The following is a 23,868-nucleotide window of genomic DNA, read 5'->3' as shown; positions in this document are numbered from 1 at the left end:
AAAAGGGGATTTTATGAAAGAGAAAAAGAAAGATAAACTTGAAGAAGAGAGAAGAAAAGAGGATAAAGAAAGAAGAAAAGAGGATAAAGAAAGAAGAAAAAGTAAAGATGGTAAAGTGCGAATCTGGAAAAAAGAGGAGAGAATAGCTTACGAAGAGGAGCTGGCTAGCTTACAAGTCGAACTTCTGAAATTTCAAAATCATGTAAAAGATACTGGACTTAAAATTTTGATGATTTTTGAGGGTCGTGATGCAGCGGGCAAAGGTGGCACTATAAAAAGAATCACCGAGCATCTAAACCCAAGGGGTGCGAGAGTGGTTGCACTTGAGAAGCCGAGTGATAGAGAGCGCTCTCAGTGGTATTTTCAAAGATATGTGCAACATCTGCCATCTGCCGGAGAAATAGTCCTTTTTGACAGAAGTTGGTATAACCGCTCAATGGTTGAGCCTGTTATGGGGTTTTGTACAGAGAGAGAACATCATAAATTTTTAAAAGATGCACCTGAATTTGAAGATATGATAGTTGATGAAGATATTAAAATATTTAAATTCTATTTCTCTGTATCCAAATATGAGCAGGCAAAAAGATTTAAAGCTAGAGAGACAGACCCGCTAAAGCAATATAAGCTTTCACCTGTTGATAAGGAGTCTCAAAAATTATGGGATGAGTATTCTTTGGCTAAATTCATGATGTTAAGTGCTACCCATACAGAAATAGCACCATGGACAATTGTAAAGAGTGATGACAAGAAAAAAGCCAGAATCAATACTATAAAACATATTTTGAACTTTGTTGAATATCCGAATAAAATAAAAGCAAAAAATATTTCGGTAGATAAAGAGATTATAGTTTATGGACGAGATGAAGCTATTGCAATGGAAAAAGAGTTTAAGTTCTCGCTTAAAAAATAAGTTTTATTACAAGTAGGTTACAAAAATAGTTTAAACTATTCAATTTGGTAATCTACATGTAACCTTCCGCATTTATAATTTTGCATCTTAAAAAAACAAAAGGTACAAAAATGTTAAAGAAATTAGCTTTAGTTGCACTTGTTACAGCTGCTTCAATAAGTACGTCATTCGCTTCAGATAAAATCAATGGTGCAGGCGCATCTTTCCCAGCTCCCCTGTATTATGATTGGGCATTTTCATATAAAAAAGATACAAAAAACCGTGTTAACTACCAGTCAATCGGTTCAGGCGGCGGAATCAAACAGATTGCAAAGAGAATTGTAGACTTTGGTGCATCTGATAAACCATTAGACTCTAAAAAACTTGCAAAAGCTAAACTTTTACAGTTTCCAGCAGTTATCGGCTCAATCGTTATAGCATTTAATGTTGATGGCATTGCTGATGAGACATTAAAATTAAGCAATGATGTTGTTGCAGATATTTTTGCGGGAAAAATCACTATGTGGAATGATGCTGCTATAGCTGCTAACAATGCAGGTATTAAGCTACCAAACCAAAAAATTACTGTAGTTCACCGTTCAGATGGTTCAGGGACTACTTTTAACTTTACTTATTACCTAAGTGGAAGTTCTAAAAACTGGAAAGATACTTATGGAACTGGTAAAGCAATTGACTGGGCTGTTGGTATTGGTGGAAAAGGTAATGAAGGTGTTGCTAACTTGGTTAAGCAAACTCCTTACTCTATCGGTTACATTGAAAACGCATATAAAGAGAAAAACAACCTCTCTGCTGCTGTACTTAAAACTGCGAACGGCAAATGGGTTGTAGCAAACGAAGATAATTTTAAAGCTGCTGCAAAATATGCAAGTTGGACTAAAGAGGATAACTTCTATGCAATGCTAGCTCTACAACCAGGCGATACTTCTTACCCGATTGTTGCAGCAACATTTATCTTGCTTCCAACAGAAAAATCTGAGATGAATAAAAAAACAATAGAGTTTTATGACTATGCTTTTAAAAATGGTGACAAATCTGCTAAAAAGTTAGGTTATATTCCTCTTCCTGAAGCTACAAAAAACATGATTAGGGAGTATTGGGCTGCAAATATACAATAATCATTAAATTTCATTTTCTTCTCCTAAGGTTCTTATAACTACTGATTATAAGAACCACATGTATTCTCCTATGATTCTTGTAACTACTGATTGCAAGAATCCTCCTTTATATGTATTCATAAACACTACTCTACAACCTATTCCATAAACTCTCTAAAACAACCTTGTTATAGTTCTTTTAACCTGTTTTGTGTAGGTGTATAACTGTAATCATTATGTAACCAAACTATTTTATAATTCTATCAACAAAAAACAAGGGAAATACAAATAATGAAAAAAATAGTTCTTTCAACAATGGCGGTTTTAGCAATTGGTTCAGCTAGCTTAAGTGCTGCACAATTTTATGTAGATGACAAAGGTCAACTCTTTACTACACCTGCTGAGGGTCGTAAAGCTTTTGAAATGGCAAATGAGAGTAAATCAAATGTTAGCAAAATAACAATTGTAGATAAAAATTCTCCAGATTTTCTTTATGGTAAACAAACACATATCAATATGAAGTTTGTAGCAGATGATAGTTCTGACATGTGGTTAAAAGCTGGTGTTCGTATTCAGGGTACTTTTGAAAATGTAGAGACTGATTATAATGATGTTTCAAAAACTGACACAAGTATAAATGATGCATACCTTCGTCGTGTTCGTTTTGAGGTTGCAGCCGGCTTTAACAAGTGGACTTCATTTGTAATGGATGTTAGAAATGATAAAGCAAACTACCAACAAAGTGGTGAGAATGAATTTAACGTTGGTGATGCATATGTTCAAATCAAAAAACCTTTTGGTTCATCTTTAGTAAATTTTAAACTTTTCCGTGCAAAAATCGATGTTTCACGTACTGAAACTATAAAATCAGCTCGCACAATAGCTTATGACCGCCCTGCAGTTGCAGATGCTGCAGCACAGTTTATTACTCATAACCGTCGTGGTACAAATGCTCAAGTATTTGGTGATTTAAATAAAAAAGTTCACTACCAATTGGCTTTTGGTGATGCAACAGAAGAAACCTCTTTGTTAGATGCAAAAGGTAAAAAAACATCAGAGATAACTGAACAAAGCTTTTTCTACGGTGGTAAAATTCTACTATCTCCATTTGACGGCTGGGAAGAGACTTCAAAAACAGAAACATACTTCGGAGTAGGTAAACACTTCTCTTTTGGTGCTGCATACTGGGTTGTTCCTGAGATTAAAGCTGATGGTGCAGCTGATAGCGTTACATTAAATAATAAACTAGTTAATCTTGAAGCTTCTGCTCACTATAAGAACTTTATGATTCAAGGCGAGTACTTCAAATTTGATGATGTTGTAAAAGATTGGTCTGCTGCAACTATCGTAACTGGTAAATCATCTGGTTGGTATGTACTTAGTGAATATGTTATGCCAGAGTTGGGATATATAGCTCCATTTGTGAGATATGAGAGCTGGGATAAATTTGAAGATTCTGCTGCCGGTGAAGATTATAAATTCACATCAAAAATGGCCGGTGTGAACTGGTACCTAAAAGGTAATACAATCAAAGCTGGTTTTATGTACCAAAAAGATGAGTACGGTGCAAGTACAGGAGACAAAGATGTTGAGAAAATGAAAATAACTACTCAATTCTTTTTCTAAACCATACAGTAATTTTACTCTCCTAATAGAGCCTTTTTTGGCTCTATAAATTTTCTACATGTACAATTTTAAACTCCATAAACTTTAACTTATTTAAATTCATTACTCAATATAAACAGCATTTTAGATAAAATACTAACAATTTATGTAAATTATCGGAGAATTTAATGGATGCAGCCAAATATATTTGGATGAATGGAGAGTTTGTAGCTTGGGAAGATGCTAAAGTACATGTACTGTCGCACACCTTGCATTATGGAAATGGTGTAATAGAAGGAACAAAAGCATACAAGACTGACAAAGGGTACGCTATTTTTCGTTTGAATGATCATACTAAAAGACTTAAAGAGTCTGCTAAGATGACTCTTATTGATATCCCTTACTCGGTTGAGGAGATGAATCAAGCTCAAATAGAGTTAGTGAGAAAAAACGAGTTTACAGGAGACAATGTATATATTCGTCCTTTCGCATTTTTAGGTTACGGTGTTATGGGTGTTTATCATAAAAATGCACCAGTTGAGACTGTTATGTCTGCTTGGGAGTGGGGCGCTTATCTCGGTGAAGAGGGTATGAGAAAAGGTATTAAGCTTAAGATTGCTTCTATGACAAGACCTGCAAACACCTCAAACATGGGTAAAGCAAAAGCAACAGCAAACTACTTAAACTCACAAATGGCAAAATTTGAAGCTGTTGACTGCGGGTATGATGAGGCACTTCTGCTTGATGATCAAGGTTATGTTGCAGAAGCAAGCGGAGCTAGCTTCTTCATGGTCAAAAATGGTGTGCTTATAACTCCACCAAATGATAATTCACTTGAATCAATAACTCAAAAGACTGTTATAGAGATGGCAGAAAATATGGGTTTAAAAGTAGAACGCCGACGTATTACAAGAGAAGAAGTTTACATTGCAGATGAGGCATTTTTAACAGGAACTGCTGCTGAGATTACTCCAGTTCGAATCATAGACGCAAGAGAGATTGGTTGCGGTTCTCGTGGTGTATTCACAGAAGAAATTCAAAGTGGGTACTTTGATATTGTTTTTGGTCGTAATGAAAAATACGAGCATTATTTAACATACATTGATTAGTCTGTAAAGGGAAGTTATTCCCTTTACTTCGCTTGCGCCGCTGTGGCGACTAAAGCTTGCTTCTTTGGAAGCAGAATTTTATAAGGAAAATTTACATGAAAGAAGAGAATATTTACATGGCATCAGATATGAATGACTACTTTAACAAAAAAAAGAGCGAAGAAGGCGGTTTTAAGAAACCTAATAGTGGAAATAGTGGAGGCGGTGGCGGTGGTCCTCAAATGCCAAAGCTTGATTTTAACATGGGCGCTAAATCAGGAATAATCTATTTTATAATTGCGGCAGTTATTTTACTTGTTTTAGCAAAACCTTTTACAATTATTCAAGAGGGTGAGCGCGGAATTCTAAGTACAAATGGTAAGTATCAAGACCAAGCACTTCTGCCAGGTCTTCACTTTATTGTTCCCGTGATTCAAAAAGTTTACGTAGTGGACACAAAAGTTCGTATTATTAATTATGCTTCACAAATAGAGGCAAGTGGTGGAAATGCGGCTGGTATCAACGTTAAACCTGCGATTACTGTTCTTGATAAACGTGGTCTTCCTGTTTCAATTGAACTTACTGTTCAGTATAGACTTAACTCTCAGTTTGCAGCTCAAACAATCTCTAACTGGGGATTTAGCTGGGAAGATAAAATTATTAATCCAGTTGTTCGTGATGTTGTTCGTAACGTTGTTGGTAAGTATGATGCAGAATCACTTCCACAACTTAGAAATCAAATAGCTCAAGAGATTGATAAGGCTGTTAGAGACAGCGTAACAGGTCTTAAAAATTCACCCGCAGACCTTCAGTCTGTGCAACTTCGTGAAATAGGACTACCTAGCAAAGTAAAAGAGCAGATTGAGCGTGTTCAAGTTGCAAAACAAGAGGTTCAAAAAGCAGAACAGGATGTTCAACGTGCAAAGCAAGAAGCTTTTAAACGTGCAGCAGAAGCAGAAGGTATGGCTCAAAAAGCTAGAATTGAAGCACAAGGTATTGCGGATGCTGTTACAATTGAAGCAGATGCAAAAGCCAAAGCAAATATTCTTATCTCGAAATCATTAACAACTCAACTGCTTCAATTAGAGCAAATGAAAGTTCAAGGCCAGTTCAATGATGCTCTTAGAGAAAACAAAGACGCTAAGATTTTCTTAACACCCGGCGGTTCAACTCCAAATATTTGGGTTGATATGAAAAATGCTAAACAGAGAACTACGGCTCAGTAGATATGCAAGAGATTGTAAATAGAGTTGACTGGCAAAAGAGTGATCTTCTGCCAGTAATAGTTCAAGATATAGAAAATAACGAAGTTCTAATGATGGCTTACATGAATAAAGAGGCCTTAGAACTCTCCCTCTCAACAAAAATAGCACACTACTTCTCTCGCTCAAAACAGCGCATTTGGAAAAAAGGCGAAAGTAGCGGGCATATTCAAAAAATACACTCTTTTAATATTGACTGCGACAGTGACACTCTTCTTGTAAAAGTAACCCAAGAGGGGGTGGCTTGTCATACTGGTCGCCGTTCTTGCTTTTTTACTGAACTAGAATCCGGTGAAGTGAACTCTGAAGTTCAAGTAAGCAGTGAAACACTTTATGGGGTAATAGACACCCTTTATCATACAATCCAAGAGCGTAAAAGTGCCGATCCAGAATCTTCTTGGACTGCAAAACTTTTAACTAAAGGCGAAAATACAATTTTGAAAAAGGTTGTAGAGGAGGCTGGGGAATTTAGCTTTGCATATAAAGATGATGATGAGAGTGAGATGATATATGAAGCTGCAGATTTAACTTACCATATGTTAGTAGCACTTGCTGCTAAAAATATATCTCCAGATAGAATAAAACAAGAGCTAGCTAGAAGATTTAAGATGAGTGGTATATCTGAAAAGAATTCGAGAAATAAATAACTATGAATAGTATATTAACTACTTTTATAGATGAGCTAATCATATATGATTATATTCTATTTGGTAGTATTTTTGCACTTTTTATACTCTTTTTCATAGTAGGTTTAATTTTAAGAAAAAAACCTGTTAAAGCGATTGTTTTTATTTCTTCAGCATTTTTGATACTTCTTTTTGGCTCAACATTGGGCTACTCCAAAATGCACGAATATTTGTTTAGCAATACCACATCAATAGTTAGTCAAAAGAGATTAACTTATACTCAGGCTGTTGTTGTTTATGCAACAGTGAAAAACAACTCAAATGTTGACTTTAAAAACTGTAAAATAAGTGCTAGCGCGTATAAAGTTACTAATAATGCAGTTAAGGATTACATGTTTAAATTTAAGCCATTGAAAAAAATGTCGATTTTAGAGTATGATATTTTAAAAGGTGAAGATAGAGAGTTTAAAATCATATTGGAGCCTTTCACTTATTCTAATGATTATAATATTTCAGTGGAGGCAAGTTGCAGATGATTACACTATTTAACTACTGGCATTTTATTATTTTGGCTTTGATTTTTTTGATATTTGTCAGTGGTGTGTTTGCTGCATTTAAGCAGGATAAACCAAAGTTAAGAACGCCAATGATTATATCTGTATCTCTTATCTCACTACTCTTAGCTGGCTTTTCTATTGTGACAGTTGATAAATATACAAAAATAGTAAATTTATATAAGTTAGATAATAAAAGAATGTTGAGTAGTGAAAAAATTATGTATAGCGGGATAGTTAAAAATGATGGCAATCATGAAGTTGGCGAAGTTGTTTTTGAAATAAAATTAGTCAATAAAGGTCATGTAACAGGAAATGTAAAGGCAGGATCATTCTTCAGCCCTAGTGGATTTTTTGATTTTTTCTCTGGAGGATCTGGTAAACTGTATAAGCCACAGCAGGTTAAAGAAGAGTTTATAGTTGCTAGAAATCTGAAGCCAGGCGAAGCTAAAGACTTTAGAGTATATTTAAATTACCCGCCATATTTTAGAAGCACTTCGCAGTTTTCAAAAATATATGCTCATTAATATTTAAGATTTAATGGCTTAAGCGCTCTATTTATATTCTTTATTTGAATGTTTTTGTCTCTGCACCAATCTGGTGAAAGTAGTGAGCTATCGTTAATTCCAGCTGTTACTCTCTGAACAGATACATTGTCAGGTTTCATTTTAATAGATTTAATTAAAACATCAAGATAATCGTCTTCACTAATTGGGTTAAATTTACCCTTTATGAAATCATTTGCTAAGGAAGTTTTTTTTACTACATACAGTGGATGATATTTAACAGAATCTATCCCCCAAGCATAAGCAGCTTTTGAAGTCTCTAACATCATCTCTTTTGTTTCATCTGGCAATCCAAAGATAAGATGACCACATACATTTAAACCTTTTTGCTTTGATTTTAAAATCCACTCTTTAACATTATCGCTACTATGACCACGATTTATCTTCTCTAAGGTTTCGTCATATACAGATTGAATTCCAAACTCAATCCATATCTCTTTATATTTATTGAGCTCGGCAAGATATTCTAGTGTTTCTTCTGTAATGCTGTCAGAGCGAGTACCAATACTCAGTCCTACTACATTCTCAAATGAGAGGGCTTTGTCGTAGAGGGCCTTTAGTGTTTCAAAAGGGGCATATGTATTTGTAAAAGATTGAAAGTATACGAGAAATTTTTCAGCTCCATATTCGCTTGCTTGTCTTTTGCTGATAGCGTTAAACTGATATTCCAGTTGCTCAAGCTGTTTTTGGAGGTTTGGATTCTCTTTTGAAGTTAGGTTCAGATGAAAACCTTTTAGCTCTTTAGTCTCACCACTACTTGCACTAAAGGAGTCGTTTTCACAAAAAGTACAGCCACCTTTTGCAACAGTCCCATCTATATTTGGACAGGTAAAGCCAGAAATATTGATACCTACTTTGTAGACTTTGCTATTAAACTTAGATTTTAAATAGTTGCCAAATGTATATATTTGATTCATAAACTTTAAACTATGTACTCGCCAGTAAAGCAAGCAGTACAGTAGTTGTCCTCTTTAGTGTTTACACTTCTTAAAAGAGCCGGCCCATCTAAATAAGCTAAAGAGTCAGCTTCTATAAACGTACATATTTCATCTATTGTCATATTAGCTGCAATGAGCTTGTCTTTATTGGGTGTATCAACTCCATAGTAACAAGGGTCAGTTGTAGGAGGAGATGATACTCTCATATGAACCTCTGTAGCACCTGCTTCTTTTAGCATCCTTACGATTCTTTTTGATGTTGTTCCACGTACTATTGAGTCATCGACAACAACTACCTTTTTACCTTTAATTATATCGGTCATAGGTGAGAGTTTCATTTTTACTTTTAAGTCACGCATCTCTTGAGTGGGTTCAATAAATGTACGGCCAATGTAATGATTTCTCATAATGCCCATTTCGTATGGTATTCCACTCTCTTGAGCGTAGCCAATGGCAGAAGGGACTCCACCATCTGGAACTGGTATGACTATGTCAGCTTCAACTGGTTTTATATGTGCAAGTTCTTTTCCCATATTTTTTCTAGTTTGGTAGACTGATTGACCAAAAACTTTTGAATCAGGTCTAGCAAAATATACATACTCAAAAATACAGTGTTTAGGAGTTGGCTCAAAAACTTTAATACTTTTTATTTCTTTACCTTCTTCAAATATAAGAAGTTCACCTGGCTCTACATCTCTAACAAATTCAGCACTCACAAGGTCAAAAGCACAAGTTTCGCTTGCTACAATATAGCCACCATTTGGTAGTTTCCCTAGGCTTAAGGGGCGAAATCCAAAGCGGTCTCGCATTGCAAACATTTTTGTTCTACTCAAAAATACAAGTGAAAAAGCACCCTCTATTCTTCCAACTGCATCTACAATTCTATCAAGTAGTTTCTTTTTTTCACTTTTAGCTATTAGATGAATAAGATTTTCTGTGTCCATAAATGTTTGAAAAATAGCACCTTTTTCAATAAGCTTATTGCGGACATCTTCTGCATTGGTTAGATTTCCATTGTGAACAATTGCCATCTCACCAAGATCATATCTTGCAAAGACTGGCTGTGCATCAAGAATAGAATCATCTCCTGCAGTTGAATAGCGGGTATGACCTATTGCACTAGAGCCACTAAGAGTTTTTAGTTTAGCCTCATCAAAAATACGCATAACTAAACCACGTTTTTTGATAGTATGAAGTTTTTCTCCATCAGAAGAGCTTATACCAGCTGCTTCTTGACCACGATGCTGAAGTGCATGCAGTGAAAAATAAGCTAACTTAGAAGCCTCTTTATGACCAAAAATCCCAACAACTGCACATTTCTCATTAATATCTTCTCGCACATTTTTCTCCTCGAAAAATAATTATGGAATTATATTGAATCAAAGGTAAAACTTTGTTGATTCTATACCTCTAAACAATCGGAAATTGAGTAAAGACCAGCTTCTTTATCTGCTAACCATGTAGCAGCTCTAATTGCACCCTTAGAAAATGTATTCCTTGAAGTTGCAGTGTGGTTTAGTTCTATGAATTCGCCATCATTGTAAAACCCAACTGTATGACGACCAACAATATCCCCACCACGGATAGCCATAACAGCTATCTCGTCTTCACTTCTCTCACCAATATTTCCATCTCGTCCACTTACTCGAACTTTATCTAAATCAAGACCGCGACCACGAGCCGCAGACTCACCTAAGGTAAGTGCTGTTCCACTTGGAGCATCTTTTTTATGCTTATGATGCATCTCAACTATTTCTATATTGAAACCATCAAGAGCAGCAGACGCTTGATATACAAGCTTGTTTAAAAGTGCTACGCCTAAAGACATATTGGTAGCATATAAAACAGGCATTTTTTCACTAGCTTGTTTTAGAAGATTTAATTGATGAGTATTTAGGCCAGTAGTACCAATTACTAATGGTTTTGGTATCTTTAGGCACTCTTCAAGTAGTATTTCACAGGCATCAGGAAGAGAAAAATCTATAACAATATCACATCCATTTAAAAATGATTGAATATCTGTGGTTACTAAAATAGAAGGATCGATAGTGAAGTTTAGACTATTACGAACGTATACAGAGCTAAGGCTGATATCACTAGTAAGTTTTAAATCATCTATTATTAGCTTTCCAACTCTACCATTTGCACCAAAAACACCAACTTTTATCATAAATATCTTCCTTAATTTTATTATTAATCGTTTAATTTCTCATCAATATATGAGATAGCTTGAAGAGCTGCGACTGCACCGTCTCCAGCTGCGCTTACAACTTGTTTAGGTGCTGAAATACGCATATCTCCGGTTGCGAAAAGCCCAGGCACAGAAGTTTTCATACTTATATCTACTATCACTTGACCAGATTTATTCATATCACAAAGAAAACTACCATCTTCTTGAATAAGAGTTTGATTATTTACATCATTTCCTACGAAAGTGAAAACACCTGGAACTTTAATATCCCTAAGCTCTCCATTGTTGTTTTTCACTCGAAGGCCAGTAACACCCATAGCATCACCATATACTTCATCTGGAACGGAGTTTAAAACTAGCTCAATATTTTCCGTTCTTTTTATTCTAGCAACTGTATTTGGAGCTGAACGGAAAGTATCTCTCCTGTGAATTAAATATACTTTAGTACATATTTTGGCAAGATAAAGCGCTTCTTCTAAGGCTGTATCCCCACCACCAATAACAGCGACTTCTTTTCCTTTATAGAAAAAACCATCACATGTGGCACATGTGCTTACACCTTTTCCAAAAAGTTCATCTTCTCCAGTAAAACCTGCACGACGAGGAGATGATCCAGTACCAACAATAACACTGTGCGCTTCAGTTATGCTTCCATCTTCTTTAAGAATTTTAAAGATATCGCCATCTTTTGAAATACGTTTGACTTCTACCATTTCATGTTTAAGCCCAAATTTTTGACACTGCTCAGGCCATGGCATCATCAAATCCATACCTGTAATTTCACCAGTAACTCCAGGATAATTTTCTATTTCACTACTTGAGGTGATTTGACCTCCAGGCATTCCTTTTTCAAACATTGTTACATTTTCTAAACCACCGCGGGTTGTGTATAAACCTGCAGTAAGTCCAGCAGGCCCACCACCAATAATTGCACAATCTAATATCATAAATGTTCCTATTGTTAAAGTGAATTTATTTGTTTTGACAACTCTTCTAAATTGTCTAATTTTCGTATCATACTATCTTGTTTATAAATAGCTTCTTTATGTTTTGTGATAAAAAAAATAGTTGGTGATTCATATATATTAAATCTTTGAATAAAACTAAGGCTTGTTCTTGTTCCAGCTCTTAAAAAGGTTGTATTTTTTGAATTTTCAAATGCTTCATTATAATAATCTATTGCAATTACTGGAAGGTTTAACTCTATTGTAGATAAACGCTCAACGACATTTTTTTCTTTAGAACTATAAAATATTACAATATATTTATCATGCTTGGGAGTAAAAATATCTTTTTTTTCATAAAAAATCCATTCTTTGAAATCAATAAATTTATATTCAGAAAACTTGTAATTAAAGTATGCAAAGGCAGCAGCTATCATAGCTGCACCGAAGAAAGAAGCTAAAAGAGTAGAGAGTGAGAAGAGGCTCTTACCTGCCTTTGCCACTAAACTAATCTTTTTATAATTACGCTAATAGAGCGTTTATTTTTTCAGCTAAAGCAGCTTTAGATTGTGCACCAACAACTTGATCCACCATCTCACCATTTTTGAAAAACATAATAGTTGGAATAGAACGAATACCAAATTTAACAGCAATATCTTGCTCTTCATCAGTATTTACTTTGCAGATTTTAGCCTTCCCATCAAAGTCTTCAGCTAATTCTTCTATTACTGGAGCTATCATACGACAAGGTCCACACCAAGGTGCCCAGAAGTCTACCAAAGATACACCTTCACTCAAAGTTGCTTCAAAATCTGAACCAGTTAATTCTATGTATTTACCCATTGTTATTTCCTTATAAAGTTTATTTGAAAACATTATACATGCCTAAATCTTTATAATTGCTTTATGTTATAGGTATAAAATAAATTATAACTTTTAAAAAGTTTAGAATTCAATAAACTCTCTCTGTCTGCCTCTATAAAGTGCACATTTTGTGTAGCCGACACTTTTTGCAATATCTATAACCTCGTTACTAAATAGCCCAACTTGCTCTGGATGGTGAGCATCAGAAGCAAATGTAATTGGGATATCAAGTTTGTAAGCTTCTTTTAAAAGAGATAGTGACGGATAAGCTTCTGCAACAGGTTTTCTAAATCCTGCTACATTTATTTCTATACTCATGTCTGCTTCTTTTATAGCTTGTAGTGCCTCTTTTGCTAGGGATACAATATTTTTATTTGGCATAAATTTAAATACTTTTATCAGGTCTAAATGTCCTACAATATCAAATAGTCCACTTTTTGCCATATCTCTTACCGCATTAAAATATTTTTGCCAAATTTCATCTATATTTTGATTTTCATAATTACCTATAAATTCAGGGTTGTCAAATCCCCACTCATCAATAAAATGGACAGAACCGATAAGATAATCGACATCTGCATTTAAAATTCTTTTGTCCATATGTCCTGCAAGGTAATCAACCTCGTAGCCGAGTAGTATCTCTATTTTGTTTTTATACTTTTCTTTTGCTTTTAATACATCAGCTTCATATGTTTTCATTTGCTCGAAACTCATCCGATATTTCGGATCAAAATTCATTGGGGCATGATCAGAAAAACCAAAATATTTAATATTGCACTCTATTGCTTTTTCAATATATTCAAAAATTTCACCCTCTGCATGATTACAAAGTTTTGTGTGGTTGTGTAAATCAACTATCATTTTTTTCTCTATTTATAGATTTTTATGATATTATAGTGACAAATATTAAATTTAACTAATTTTATGTAGACGGAGAAGATTGTATGACACAAGAAGAGTTGGACGCTTTGATGAACGGGGACATTGACGATTTAGACACTTTAGAAGAGGCTGCTGGTCCTGATAAAGCGGAAGAAAATGAAGAAGAAGATGATTCATCCGTAAAAAAAGAATCTGAACAAATTGATGATAGACCAGCAGGCTACAGTGAAGATACTGCACATCATTGGCCTTTGCCAGCAACCGAAGAGAATAAGATGGTGCATCAGCTGGATGATGTTACAAAAGAGAGCGAAGAAAAAGCCAGCGAAATTTTTGATATTATTGAAGGTATCAGTAACGAGTTAATGGAAAAAGAGGAAAATGTAAATAATGTTATAGAAGTCTTAAATAGTAATATTGAACTTTTTACGACACTTAGTGAAAAATTTCCGGATGTTGAAGCTTTTAAAACACAGTTAGAGAAAAATAAATCTGCATTAAATGATACTAATGAAGCTGTAGAAGCACTTCAAAATAGTGGTGATTCTATTATGAGTGTTATGGATATTATGCAATATCAAGATATACATCGCCAAAAAATTGAGCGTGTTATAAATGTAATGAGAGCACTATCAAGATATATGAGCACTCTTTTTGAGGGTAAAATTGAGGATGAAAAAAGAGTATCATCTGCCCAACACATTGTTGGTGATACACACACTGATTTAGCTTCAGTTGATGAAATTGAGGCACTTTTGGAGCAGTTTGGAAATAAATGAAAAAAGTAGAACTTCTATCTCCCGCAGGGACACTTGAAAAATTAAAAATTGCGTTCGACTTTGGTGCAGACGCTGTATATGGTGGAGTTAGCCACTTCTCTCTTCGAATTCGCTCCGGTAAAGAGTTTAGTATGGAAGAATTTGCAGAAGGTATAGCTTACGCTCATGCAAGGGGCAAAAAAGTATATGTAACTATAAATGGCTTCCCTTTTAACTCTCAGCTTAATTTACTGAAAAAACATATCTTAGCTATGGCAAAACTTAACCCTGATGCTTTTATTGTTGCAACTCCTGGAGTCTTAAAACTTGCTCACGAGTTAGCACCAGACATGCCTCTTCACCTTTCAACACAAGCTAACGTAATGAATGTTCTCGATGCAAAAGTCTACTATGATATGGGAGCGACTCGCATAATAACAGCTCGTGAAATATCATTAAAAGATTTAAAAGAGATAAAAAAAGAGCTTCCAGATTTAGAGCTGGAGGTATTTGTTCATGGCTCCATGTGCTTTGCATATAGTGGCAGATGCCTTATTTCAACTCTTCAGAGTGGTAGAGTTCCAAACCGTGGAAGCTGCGCTAATGATTGTAGATTTCCTTATGAGATGTATGCAGCAAATCCAGAAACGGGAACTCTTTTTAAGCTAGAAGAGGATGATGGAATTGGTACATATATTATGAATGCAAAAGATTTAAATCTTGCATCTCATATGAAAGAGATACTAGATAGCGGTGTTGTTGATTCTGTTAAGGTTGAAGGTCGCACAAAAACAGCATATTATGCAGCGGTTACAGCAAAAGCTTACAGAATGGCTATAGATGATTATTACGGGGATAGAGTGAATAATGATAAATATCAATATGAACTTCAATCTCTTCAAAATCGTGGATATACAGATGCTTATTTGGTGTCGCGTCCATTCGAAAAACATGATACACAAAGTTTGGATTTTAGCATGCAGCTTGGTACGCACCAGGTAAGCGGAATCGTTAATGAAGAGGGGACTCATTTTTTATGTAAGTACAAGACTCTTCCAAATGATGAACTTGAAATAGTAGCTCCGCTAAACTCACATGTAGAAATTGTAAATAATGAAATAGGTACTATATATGAGAGAGATGGACGAACCTATTTAAAGTTAAAACAGCTACTTGCTGAAAATAAAAAAGTGTGGGATGAAGTCCATAGCGGAAATTTAAATCCCATAACTTTGCCTACAAAACTTCCACCATATACTTTTTTAAGAATTCCGTCAAACGAGGACATGGGAACTCAGCCAAAGAAGTGAATTTTAACACCTTGCACCTTTTGTGCGGTATAATCTAAAATAATATAAGGAAAACTAAATGAAGTTTGTTTCAATTGTAATAGGTAGTAAAAGTGATTATGAGGTAATGAAATCATGTTCAGATACACTCGAGGCTTTTGGAGTAAATTATGAGATGATTATCTCTTCTGCTCACCGTTCACCAGAGAGAACTAAAGAGTATATAATTACAGCAGAGAAAAAAGGGGCGCAGGTATTCATTGCTGCGGCGGGTATGGCCGCACATTTGGCAGGTGTTTTGTCATCTAAAACAGTCAAACCTATTATTGGTGTGCCGATGAGTGCATCTGCCCTATCTGGTATTGATGCACTTCTTTCAACTGTTCAAATGCCAGCTGGAATGCCAGTTGCTACTGTAGCAATAGGAAAAGCCGGAGCTATTAATTCAGCTTATTTGGCAATGCAGATATTAGCACTAGACAATGAAGAGTTAGCAGTTAAGTTAAAAGAAGACAGAATCGCAAAAGCTAAAAAAGTTGAGATGGACTCTATGGAGATTGAAACTATTATATCTTTGTAGTTTTTATAAAAGGGGCATTAATGAAGTGGATGAGTGATGAAGAGTATATGGAACTTACGGGGTTAGATCTTTCAGCTATTGATGAATTAGCAGATAGAGGAAAACTCACTCTAAAGGTAGAAGATGGGGTTAGATATATTGATCCATCTAAAGGTTCAAGTGAGGTAGTTCCAGCTCAACTAAGAGAACTCTCTGCTCGCAATACTCATGATATGTTAGTTCAGCCTCAGTTTGTTGAAAAAACAATCGGCACAATCATTAACCTTCATGAGAAAGTTCTTGATGCTAAAGATGAAACTCTTGTAGCCGTAAGAGCTGAAAATGAATTTTTAAGAGAAGCACTTGGGTCTTTACAAGAACTTTATGATGAAGACAGAAAAACTATAGCAACTTTAACTGAACAACTTAAGCTTTCACAGCAAGAAGTTGAGTTTATGAGAAGAAAATATAAACTTATGTGGAATAAAGCGATAGATGAACATACTACTTGATTAATAATATAATGAGCATAGTGCCCATTGTATTGGCAGGGACCAAACTCCCTACAACCCCCTAAAGCTACAAAAAATAATTTTTTTGAGAAAATATATAAGGTTGATTTAAATATGAATATAGAAGAAGAGTGTGTTGGCTGTATAATAAATCAAAGTGCTAGAGTTGCAAAAGCTATAAAAGCTTCTGAGTCTTTAGCAAGTGAGATGATTTCGACAGTTGAGCATATGAGTAAAGAGTTCTCGTTTAAAGATAATCCTCCAGAAATTGCCTCTTATGTTTATGAAAAACTCGCAGAAATTGCAAATAAAACTGATCTTTACGATGAGGTTAAAGAGCTCTCAACAAAAAAAGCACTTTCATTTATACCTCTGCTAAAAGATAGACTATTATCTTCAAGAAATAAGCTTTTAATTGCAACAAAAATAGCAGTAGCTGGAAATGTTATAGATTTAGCAGCTGCTGTAGAATTTGATTTAGAGGATGAACTAAATAAGATATTTGACACCAACTTCGCATATAATGACTTTGAGATACTGAAAGAAAAATTAACTACAGTAAAAACAGTTTTGGTTATTGGAGATAACGTGGGTGAACATATATTTGACTATTTGTTTATTGAAACTCTTAAAGAGTTATATCCACATATAGAATTTTCATATATGGTTAGAGGAAATCCGATTATTAATGATGTTACGATGAAAGAGGCAAAAGAAGCTGGGTTCGATAAACTTTGTGAGCTGGTAGACAGTGGAGTGAATACACCAGGATTTACATATAATCGTGCTAACTCCTACTCTCAGAAACTTTTTGACAGTGCAGACCTAGTTATCTCAAAAGGGATGGGTAATTATGAGTGTATGAGGCCATCCCATAGACAAAATATCTGCTTTTTACTTAAAGTAAAATGTAGTGTTGTCGCTAACTCTTTAGGTAAAGAGATTGGTGATATTGTTTGTAAAGTGGCATAAAAACTTTAATAAATCTAACTTTTAACTCAGCTTGGTATAATTACGAAAATATAAACAAGTTAATAAAAAAAGCTACTTCTGCCGTGAGCTTTATGCTGAGTTAAACAAAGTGTTAGAGTAGATAGCGTAAGTACTTTCAATATCGTAATAAAAAAACTAAGGTATATAAATGATAACTTTTAGCGAAATGCTACTAAAACTACAAGAATTTTGGATGAAACAGGGTTGCAATATTGTTCAACCTTATGATATTTCAGCAGGAGCTGGAACTTTTCATCCAGCAACATTTCTTCGTTCACTAGATTCAACCCCTTGGTCAGTTGCATATGTCGCTCCATCTCGCCGACCGACAGATGGTAGATATGGAGAAAATCCTAATAGATTGGGTTCTTACTATCAGTTTCAGGCACTTATAAAACCTTCTCCAGATAATATACAAGAGCTTTACCTTAAATCTTTAGAGTACCTAGGGCTTGATGTTTCACAGCACGATATCCGTTTTGTAGAAGACAACTGGGAATCTCCAACACTAGGTGCATGGGGTCTTGGTTGGGAAGTTTGGCTAAACGGCATGGAAGTTACTCAGTTTACTTATTTTCAGCAAGTTGGAGGGATAGAGTGTAGCCCTGTGGCTGTTGAGATTACTTACGGAACTGAGAGACTTGCTATGTACCTTCAAGGTGTTGATACAATTTTTGACATCGTTTGGAATGAAAATAAGCACGGAAAAACTTACTATAGAGATGTTCATAAAGAGAGTGAAATAGAGTTCTCAAAGTACAACTTTGAAGTTGCAGATGTTGAGATGTTGTTTGCTGATTTTAATGCAAAAAGTAAAGAGTGTTTGCGCACTATTGAAGCTGGACTTCCTCTTCCTGCTTACGATTTATGTATGGCAGCAGCAAATACATTTAATGTTTTGGATGCAAGAAAAGCTATCTCACAAACAGAGAGACAAAACTACATTTTAAAAATCCGTGAACTTTCAAAAGGGTGCGCAGAACTTTACAAATCACAAGAAGCTGAGAGAATTGAGAGAGTTAAGGCTTAGTTCTTGAGTGATACACTCATCGGTCAAATAGACAAAATACTTTTTGAGGATGAGGGCTTTTTTATTGCTGTTTTAAAAAGCGGTGAAAAAGTCAGCGGCTCTTACTATGAGAGCGAAGTCAGTCATATAAAAGGGTCGGCTATAACCTTAAAAGGTTACTGGGAAGAGCATAAAAAATACGGAAAAACCTTCAAATTTGAATCTATCAAAGTAAATCAAAATCAACTTTTTTTCTTTTTAAACAAAATTGTTAAAGGTTTTACTAAACAGCTCTCCGCTGAACTCATTGAACATTTTGGAAATGAGAAGCTTATTGAAATCTTGGATAATGATATAGAAAAACTTTTGGAGTTCAACGGGATAAAAGAGAAGAGATTAAAGAAGATTCAAGAGTCTTGGAAAAAATTTCGCTCCATGAGAAAACTTGGCGAGTTTTTAAGCCCTTATGATGTATCTCAGGCTTTGCTTATAACAATCTCAACTGCTATGAAAGACGTAGATGAACCTTGCACTAAGATAAAAAACAATCCATATATTTTGACCTCAATAAACTCTATAGGGTTTAAGAGGGCAGATGAGTTGGCACTTAAAATGGGCGTTACTCCAGAAAATGATAACCGCATAAGTTCTGCTATGGATTATGTGCTTATGAATTACTGTGAGCAACAGGGAAATAGCTGCGTAGCAAAAGATATACTGTTTGCCGGACTTAATGAACTTCTTGGATTCAGCGATAAAAACCATCTGTATGAAGTGGCACTTATTGAGAGAGTTAGTGAGCAAAGTATTGTTATTATGAAAAATAGCAGAGTTTCTCCAGCTAGGCTTTATGACTCTGAAAAATATTTATATGACACTTTTAAAGAGCGGGCAAAAAAAGACAGTGGCGGTTTAGTCGGTAATTTGGATGAATTTTTAAAAGAGAGTGAATTACAGCTTGGAGAACAGCAAAAAGAGGCAGTTCAAAAGATTAATGAAGGTGCATCACTCCTTTTTTTAGTCGGGTATGCAGGAACAGGGAAGAGTACAACCTCAAAAACTATACTTGATTTGTTAAATACAAGATACGATGCAAAAGAGATAATGACATGTGCTTTAAGTGGCATAGCATCTCAGAGAATTGCAGATACCACAGGTTATGAGAGTGCAACAATTCAATCTCTTTTAGTAAAGTTTGAGGATAGGGACCATTTTCCATTTTCTGTTGTTCTTATAGATGAAGCTTCCATGATTAACTCGTCTCTTTTTGCAAGACTTGTGAGAAAGATAAGTAATAAAGCCGTGCTTATTGTTGTTGGAGATGATGCACAACTACCGCCAATAGGTGCAGGAAATATTTTAAGTGACGTTTTAGAATTAAAATTGGCACCGATAGTAAAGCTTACAAAAATCTACCGACAGAGCGAAGATCAAGCTATAACTTTAATAGCTAATGATATACGAAAAGGGATTGTGCCGGAGTATAGGATGCAGTATGAGGATTTTGAGTTTATTGATGTTAGTATGGCTAACTACTATGCTGTGAAAAATCAACTCTCACAAAATGAGTTACAAGATATGCGTGAGGATAACGCCTCTCAGATTGTTACTCAAATCGTGCATAAAGTTGTAGAGTCAATCGAGAAGGCAAGATATAGACTGAGCAACAAGCAGATAAAAGAGTATCTGAATTATTTTCAAGTTATAACCCCAATGAAGGGCGGAACTCTGGGCTCAAACAATCTTAACATAGTTTTGCAGGAGTACTTTAATCCAAACCCTAAAAAGTGTGTTAAAAAAGGGGGGAGTGAGTTTAGACTTATGGACAAAGTTGTCCACACAAAAAATGAGAACATGACTTCATGGAGCACAGATGGTTTTAAGAGCGGGGAAGAGTCGAGTCAAAGAAGAATATTTAACGGCATGAGCGGACTGCTTTTTAAGATAGAAGAAGAAGATGAGCAGGTGTTTGTTTTTTACCCAAATGAGGATGTTGTAGTTGTATATGAGTACGAAGAGTTAAAGTCCCACTTGATGCTCTCTTATGCTCTTACCATTCACAAAGTTCAAGGGATGGAGTACGACATTGTTGTTATCCCTATGAGTTTCTCTCACTTTATTATGCACAACACAAAGTTGATTTATACAGCGGTTACTAGAGCTAAGCATAAGTGTATTTTAATTGGTGAGAGTGGAGCTTTTGAGAGTGCCTGCAAGAAATTTGAAGTTACCAGAAGAGATACCGTTCTTTTGGAACTATAAGGGCTTTTTTATTAACATCGCTCTATAATCAAAACAATATTTGTTTTGAGGAGTATTACATGTCAATAGGAAATAAACTAAAAATAGTGATTTGCGGCAAAAGCGGCTTAGTTGGCTCAAAATTAGAAACTCTGTTTAATTCAAAACACAATGAAGTGATTGGTATAAAAGTACGCCAAGATACACTGATAGAGAGTATATCTAAGCAGCTAGAGAAGTGTGACATATTAATTAACCTAAGTGGAACTACTATTTTAGCTCGTTGGAGTGAGGAGTATAAGAGAAATCTTTACAGCAGCCGCATAGATACAACTAAAAAGCTAGTCGATGCTATGGCGCTGTGTAAAGATAAACCGAAACTTTTTTTAACTGCATCTGCTGTAGGTATTTATAATTCCACTTACTCAAACAATGATGATTCTCAAAATTTTGCGGATGATTTTTTATCTAACTTATGTCAAGATTGGGAAGCAGAGGCCAGAAAAGCTGAATTTCATGGTGTCAGGTCAGTGCAGATGAGGTTTGGTGTTATATACGCAAAAGAGGGTGGTGCGATGCAAAAGATGTTGCCTCCATTTAAAATGGGAGTTGGCGGAAACATTGGTAACGGCTCACAAATGGTCTCATGGATACATATAGATGATTTACTTAGAGCTATTGAATTTATTATAAAAACTCCAGAAATCAGAGGCTCTGTAAACTTTACCTCACCATTTCCTATATCGAATAATGAACAGACAGAAATCTTAGGAAAACTGCTACATAGGCCTACTTTTTTCACAGTTCCATCTTTTATATTGAAACTTGTTTTTGGAGAGGGATCTACTGTTATGCTTGATTCAAAAGAGGTGTATCCAACAAAGTTACTTGAAAATGGTTTTGCTTTTGATTATGAAAAATTTGAAGATGCTTTAGAAAGTATAATCAATTAATAAATATATTTTCTTCATGTAGAATATTTTAAGCAACACGGTAAGACACCGTATTGCTTTAGTTGTAGTTAGTAACTCTCACCCATCTCTTTGTTATCAAGCATCTCTTGTTTGAAAGCCACAACTTGGTTTCTTCCACCCTCTTTTGCCTGGTACAATGAAATATCAGCAAATTTAATACATTTCCAAATACTGTCACTGTCTTGCGGGAAACGAGAACACCCTACACTTAATGTTTTACTAAATGTTTTACCAGCTGCAGGAATCTTTTGTTTAGAAAATTCTACTCTTATTGATTCTGCGATTTTTATAATATTCTCTTCATTACAGTTGTATAGAAGTGCTATAAACTCCTCCCCACCATAACGAATCGCAAGGTCAGATTTGCGTATCTGTTTTCTGATTACACCAGAGACTATGCGAATAGCTTCATCACCTACATCGTGTCCATAGTCGTCATTTATCATTTTAAAGTAATCAATATCAATCATTAAAACACCATACGATGTATTTGCGCGAAGTGCCTGCGGAACCGATATATCAGCAAATTCGTCTAAAAACTTTCGATTGTACATATTAGTAAGTTGATCAACTCTTGCTATTTTGTTAAGAGTTTGCATCAATTTTTTTCCAACTATTGCAGGCCGTGCTGTTGTTATATAATCTTCTATATCACTCATTATAGATCTTACATATTCAGTCTGCTTCTCATCACTTGTAACAATTGTTAGAACAAGTTGCAGTTCATTTGATATTGTATACGGAGTACAGATATACTCTTTTCCCTCTTCAAGTTTAGAGAGTTCACAGGAGTTTGCAAAAACAGTTGAGTCTACACTTGCATTTATACGGTCTGCTCTACACTCGTTTTCTATGACATCACAGTGACACTCTTTTTCTGAGTGAACGATTTTTTTGAGCTTATTCATAGTGTCAATTTCAACAATAGTAAAGTCATTTAGATTAAAATGATTTTTCAAAACGTATGCTATTCTGTTATATATATCTTCTAGCTCTTTATCATTCTCTATAGTCTGTTTAAACTTGTAGATGTCAGATAGTCTATCTATTGTACAGTTGATGTTTTTAAGGGGGTCAGCCTCTTTCACATAGTTCTTATTTTTTATAAATACATATACTTTCTTATCCAGCTCTTCAAAGGTATGTTGCAGTTTTTCCAGAAGAGAGTTTAAAAGGCTTGCCAATGAAGAGTTCTCCTCATTCTTAGAACCTTTAACTCTGATAGAGTAGTCACCATGTTTTGCACCATTCATAACATCCCTTATAGAATAAAATATACTGACGAATGGTTTGATAAACCTATTTATTACTATAAAAACAAATAAGACAGCAATCAATGTAAGCCCCATATTATAAAGAACGGTTCTAATGCTACCCATACGAAGTTCAGTTATATCCATTACCATACTTACAACACCTAAAACTTCCCCCTCTTTTGCCTCATGACACCCCATACAGCTTGGAGTCTGAAATTCTGATGCAGCAAAAGGGATAGTTACACGCATTGTGCTTTTACTTAGTGTTTCCGTAGTGATTGATTTTGTATTTCCAGTTTCAAGCACCTCTTTATCTATATCATCCCTTGGTACTTCATTATTATGACCTTCTCCGTACTGTTTTACAACGCTAGGAGATCTTGCTATCCAAAGTTGACTAATCTTCTCTACATCGCCTATCTGTTTTAGAAAATAGTCTCTCTGATCTGTAATTCCATTAACCATATGTGCAGTTAGACCTATCTTTACAATTTCTGCAGTAATGCTAGCCTTGTCTTCAGCTGTTTTTATACCGTAGTTTCTAAAATTTACTACTGTGCTAACTATCATAGCTATAAAAAACAGAGTAAAAATAATAACTAGTGATACAATAACTTTTTGTTTTGATTCCATCAATCAACCTTTTTTTTAATAATGAAAATTTTAGCGTAAAATAAATTATTTTATATACATATTAACTGATTATATTATAAATTATTTTTTATGCTACTATAATATGTATTTATAAGGAGA

Annotated in this window: 24 protein-coding genes; 16 read left to right on the top strand and 8 right to left on the bottom strand. The window is 35.0% G+C overall.

From position 1 onward, the window contains the following. The first annotated feature begins 13 nt into the window (after positions 1-13). The 8 genes from ppk2 (at position 14) to HUE87_RS11095 (ending at position 7,666) form a co-directional block, all read left to right on the top strand. Complete coding sequence (gene ppk2, locus HUE87_RS11130) at positions 14-910, top strand: polyphosphate kinase 2 (RefSeq protein WP_194366459.1); 897 nt, start codon at positions 14-16, stop codon at positions 908-910. A gap of 110 nt (positions 911-1,020) precedes the next feature. Next, positions 1,021-2,025: a phosphate ABC transporter substrate-binding protein PstS gene (pstS, locus tag HUE87_RS11125; RefSeq protein ID WP_194366458.1), complete on the top strand. Its 1,005-nt coding sequence runs from the start codon at positions 1,021-1,023 to the stop codon at positions 2,023-2,025. Positions 2,026-2,295: 270 nt separating this feature from the next. Further along, positions 2,296-3,630 (top strand): porin, encoded by a 1,335-nt coding sequence (locus tag HUE87_RS11120; RefSeq protein WP_194366457.1) that lies wholly within the window; start codon positions 2,296-2,298, stop codon positions 3,628-3,630. Between the two features lie 167 nt (positions 3,631-3,797). After that, positions 3,798-4,718 (top strand): branched-chain amino acid transaminase, encoded by a 921-nt coding sequence (locus HUE87_RS11115; protein ID WP_194366456.1) that lies wholly within the window; start codon positions 3,798-3,800, stop codon positions 4,716-4,718. Positions 4,719-4,834: 116 nt separating this feature from the next. Next, the gene (locus HUE87_RS11110; RefSeq protein ID WP_194367959.1) at positions 4,835-5,923 is read left to right on the top strand and encodes a prohibitin family protein; all 1,089 of its coding nucleotides are present in this window, start codon (positions 4,835-4,837) and stop codon (positions 5,921-5,923) included. 2 nt (positions 5,924-5,925) lie between these two features. After that, on the top strand, positions 5,926-6,606 hold the full coding sequence (hisIE, locus tag HUE87_RS11105) for a bifunctional phosphoribosyl-AMP cyclohydrolase/phosphoribosyl-ATP diphosphatase HisIE (protein WP_194366455.1): 681 nt from the start codon (positions 5,926-5,928) through the stop codon (positions 6,604-6,606). Between the two features lie 2 nt (positions 6,607-6,608). Beyond that, positions 6,609-7,121 (top strand): DUF2393 family protein, encoded by a 513-nt coding sequence (locus HUE87_RS11100; RefSeq protein ID WP_194366454.1) that lies wholly within the window; start codon positions 6,609-6,611, stop codon positions 7,119-7,121. Continuing rightward, entirely contained in the window at positions 7,118-7,666 is a 549-nt protein-coding gene (locus HUE87_RS11095) for a DUF2393 family protein (RefSeq protein WP_194366453.1), read from the top strand. The genes HUE87_RS11100 and HUE87_RS11095 overlap by 4 nt, the downstream gene beginning before the upstream one ends. Here HUE87_RS11095 and mnmL read toward each other — a convergent pair. The 7 genes from mnmL to HUE87_RS11060 all read right to left on the bottom strand — a co-directional run bounded on the left by mnmL (position 7,663) and on the right by HUE87_RS11060 (position 13,503). Then, positions 7,663-8,622, bottom strand: a complete 960-nt coding sequence (gene mnmL, locus HUE87_RS11090; protein WP_194366452.1) for a tRNA modification radical SAM protein MnmL/YtqA — start codon at positions 8,620-8,622, stop codon at positions 7,663-7,665. The two genes, HUE87_RS11095 and mnmL, sit on opposite strands and share 4 nt — an antisense overlap. 5 nt (positions 8,623-8,627) lie before the next feature. Next, entirely contained in the window at positions 8,628-9,983 is a 1,356-nt protein-coding gene (gene purF, locus HUE87_RS11085; protein WP_194366451.1) for an amidophosphoribosyltransferase, read from the bottom strand. A 62-nt stretch (positions 9,984-10,045) separates the two neighbouring features. After that, a complete protein-coding gene (dapB, locus tag HUE87_RS11080; RefSeq protein ID WP_194366450.1) occupies positions 10,046-10,813 on the bottom strand; it encodes a 4-hydroxy-tetrahydrodipicolinate reductase in 768 nt (255 codons plus the stop codon). Between the two features lie 23 nt (positions 10,814-10,836). Continuing rightward, the gene (trxB, locus tag HUE87_RS11075) at positions 10,837-11,778 is read right to left on the bottom strand and encodes a thioredoxin-disulfide reductase (RefSeq protein ID WP_194367958.1); all 942 of its coding nucleotides are present in this window, start codon (positions 11,776-11,778) and stop codon (positions 10,837-10,839) included. A gap of 17 nt (positions 11,779-11,795) precedes the next feature. Then, the gene (locus HUE87_RS11070; RefSeq protein WP_229855139.1) at positions 11,796-12,281 is read right to left on the bottom strand and encodes a hypothetical protein; all 486 of its coding nucleotides are present in this window, start codon (positions 12,279-12,281) and stop codon (positions 11,796-11,798) included. Positions 12,282-12,300: 19 nt separating this feature from the next. After that, positions 12,301-12,621 carry a thioredoxin gene (trxA, locus tag HUE87_RS11065; RefSeq protein ID WP_194366449.1) on the bottom strand — a complete coding sequence of 107 codons (321 nt, stop codon included), beginning with the start codon at positions 12,619-12,621 and terminating at the stop codon, positions 12,301-12,303. A 102-nt stretch (positions 12,622-12,723) separates the two neighbouring features. Continuing rightward, the gene (locus HUE87_RS11060) at positions 12,724-13,503 is read right to left on the bottom strand and encodes a histidinol-phosphatase HisJ family protein (protein ID WP_194366448.1); all 780 of its coding nucleotides are present in this window, start codon (positions 13,501-13,503) and stop codon (positions 12,724-12,726) included. Between the two features lie 83 nt (positions 13,504-13,586). On the opposite strand from HUE87_RS11060, the gene HUE87_RS11055 reads away from it, so the two are divergent. The 8 genes from HUE87_RS11055 to HUE87_RS11020 all read left to right on the top strand — a co-directional run bounded on the left by HUE87_RS11055 (position 13,587) and on the right by HUE87_RS11020 (position 21,838). Continuing rightward, positions 13,587-14,303, top strand: coding sequence for a chemotaxis protein (locus HUE87_RS11055; protein WP_194366447.1), 717 nt, complete (start codon positions 13,587-13,589; stop codon positions 14,301-14,303). Next, positions 14,300-15,592: a peptidase U32 family protein gene (locus HUE87_RS11050; protein ID WP_194366446.1), complete on the top strand. Its 1,293-nt coding sequence runs from the start codon at positions 14,300-14,302 to the stop codon at positions 15,590-15,592. The genes HUE87_RS11055 and HUE87_RS11050 overlap by 4 nt, the downstream gene beginning before the upstream one ends. A gap of 58 nt (positions 15,593-15,650) precedes the next feature. Next, on the top strand, positions 15,651-16,151 hold the full coding sequence (gene purE, locus HUE87_RS11045; RefSeq protein WP_194366445.1) for a 5-(carboxyamino)imidazole ribonucleotide mutase: 501 nt from the start codon (positions 15,651-15,653) through the stop codon (positions 16,149-16,151). 20 nt (positions 16,152-16,171) lie between these two features. Further along, positions 16,172-16,642 carry a DUF3972 domain-containing protein gene (locus tag HUE87_RS11040; protein ID WP_194366444.1) on the top strand — a complete coding sequence of 157 codons (471 nt, stop codon included), beginning with the start codon at positions 16,172-16,174 and terminating at the stop codon, positions 16,640-16,642. Positions 16,643-16,756: 114 nt separating this feature from the next. Continuing rightward, the gene (locus HUE87_RS11035; RefSeq protein ID WP_194366443.1) at positions 16,757-17,614 is read left to right on the top strand and encodes a damage-control phosphatase ARMT1 family protein; all 858 of its coding nucleotides are present in this window, start codon (positions 16,757-16,759) and stop codon (positions 17,612-17,614) included. A 169-nt stretch (positions 17,615-17,783) separates the two neighbouring features. Then, positions 17,784-18,665, top strand: a complete 882-nt coding sequence (gene glyQ, locus HUE87_RS11030) for a glycine--tRNA ligase subunit alpha (RefSeq protein WP_194366442.1) — start codon at positions 17,784-17,786, stop codon at positions 18,663-18,665. 3 nt (positions 18,666-18,668) lie between these two features. Then, a complete protein-coding gene (locus HUE87_RS11025; RefSeq protein ID WP_194366441.1) occupies positions 18,669-20,906 on the top strand; it encodes an AAA family ATPase in 2,238 nt (745 codons plus the stop codon). Positions 20,907-20,965: 59 nt separating this feature from the next. After that, complete coding sequence (locus HUE87_RS11020) at positions 20,966-21,838, top strand: TIGR01777 family oxidoreductase (RefSeq protein ID WP_194366440.1); 873 nt, start codon at positions 20,966-20,968, stop codon at positions 21,836-21,838. Positions 21,839-21,906: 68 nt separating this feature from the next. On the opposite strand, the gene HUE87_RS11015 is transcribed toward HUE87_RS11020, so the two are convergent. Beyond that, positions 21,907-23,748, bottom strand: a complete 1,842-nt coding sequence (locus HUE87_RS11015; RefSeq protein WP_229855138.1) for a GGDEF domain-containing protein — start codon at positions 23,746-23,748, stop codon at positions 21,907-21,909. Positions 23,749-23,868: the final 120 nt, after the last annotated feature.

This window comes from Candidatus Sulfurimonas marisnigri (assembly GCF_015265475.1).
GTDB classification, from domain to species: domain Bacteria; phylum Campylobacterota; class Campylobacteria; order Campylobacterales; family Sulfurimonadaceae; genus Sulfurimonas; species Sulfurimonas marisnigri.
Note: the sequence above shows the minus strand (reverse complement) of the source record. Positions and strands in the feature narration are given on the sequence as shown.

Coding starts and splice junctions, on each gene's coding strand:
- ppk2 (WP_194366459.1), top strand. CDS start 14: ATGAAAGAGAAAAAGAAAGATAAACTTGAAGAAGAGAGAAGAAAAGAG.
- pstS (WP_194366458.1), top strand. CDS start 1,021: ATGTTAAAGAAATTAGCTTTAGTTGCACTTGTTACAGCTGCTTCAATA.
- HUE87_RS11120 (WP_194366457.1), top strand. CDS start 2,296: ATGAAAAAAATAGTTCTTTCAACAATGGCGGTTTTAGCAATTGGTTCA.
- HUE87_RS11115 (WP_194366456.1), top strand. CDS start 3,798: ATGGATGCAGCCAAATATATTTGGATGAATGGAGAGTTTGTAGCTTGG.
- HUE87_RS11110 (WP_194367959.1), top strand. CDS start 4,835: ATGGCATCAGATATGAATGACTACTTTAACAAAAAAAAGAGCGAAGAA.
- hisIE (WP_194366455.1), top strand. CDS start 5,926: ATGCAAGAGATTGTAAATAGAGTTGACTGGCAAAAGAGTGATCTTCTG.
- HUE87_RS11100 (WP_194366454.1), top strand. CDS start 6,609: ATGAATAGTATATTAACTACTTTTATAGATGAGCTAATCATATATGAT.
- HUE87_RS11095 (WP_194366453.1), top strand. CDS start 7,118: ATGATTACACTATTTAACTACTGGCATTTTATTATTTTGGCTTTGATT.
- mnmL (WP_194366452.1), bottom strand. CDS start 8,622: ATGAATCAAATATATACATTTGGCAACTATTTAAAATCTAAGTTTAAT.
- dapB (WP_194366450.1), bottom strand. CDS start 10,813: ATGATAAAAGTTGGTGTTTTTGGTGCAAATGGTAGAGTTGGAAAGCTA.
- trxA (WP_194366449.1), bottom strand. CDS start 12,621: ATGGGTAAATACATAGAATTAACTGGTTCAGATTTTGAAGCAACTTTG.
- HUE87_RS11060 (WP_194366448.1), bottom strand. CDS start 13,503: ATGATAGTTGATTTACACAACCACACAAAACTTTGTAATCATGCAGAG.
- HUE87_RS11055 (WP_194366447.1), top strand. CDS start 13,587: ATGACACAAGAAGAGTTGGACGCTTTGATGAACGGGGACATTGACGAT.
- HUE87_RS11050 (WP_194366446.1), top strand. CDS start 14,300: ATGAAAAAAGTAGAACTTCTATCTCCCGCAGGGACACTTGAAAAATTA.
- purE (WP_194366445.1), top strand. CDS start 15,651: ATGAAGTTTGTTTCAATTGTAATAGGTAGTAAAAGTGATTATGAGGTA.
- HUE87_RS11040 (WP_194366444.1), top strand. CDS start 16,172: ATGAAGTGGATGAGTGATGAAGAGTATATGGAACTTACGGGGTTAGAT.
- HUE87_RS11035 (WP_194366443.1), top strand. CDS start 16,757: ATGAATATAGAAGAAGAGTGTGTTGGCTGTATAATAAATCAAAGTGCT.
- glyQ (WP_194366442.1), top strand. CDS start 17,784: ATGATAACTTTTAGCGAAATGCTACTAAAACTACAAGAATTTTGGATG.
- HUE87_RS11020 (WP_194366440.1), top strand. CDS start 20,966: ATGTCAATAGGAAATAAACTAAAAATAGTGATTTGCGGCAAAAGCGGC.
- HUE87_RS11015 (WP_229855138.1), bottom strand. CDS start 23,748: ATGGAATCAAAACAAAAAGTTATTGTATCACTAGTTATTATTTTTACT.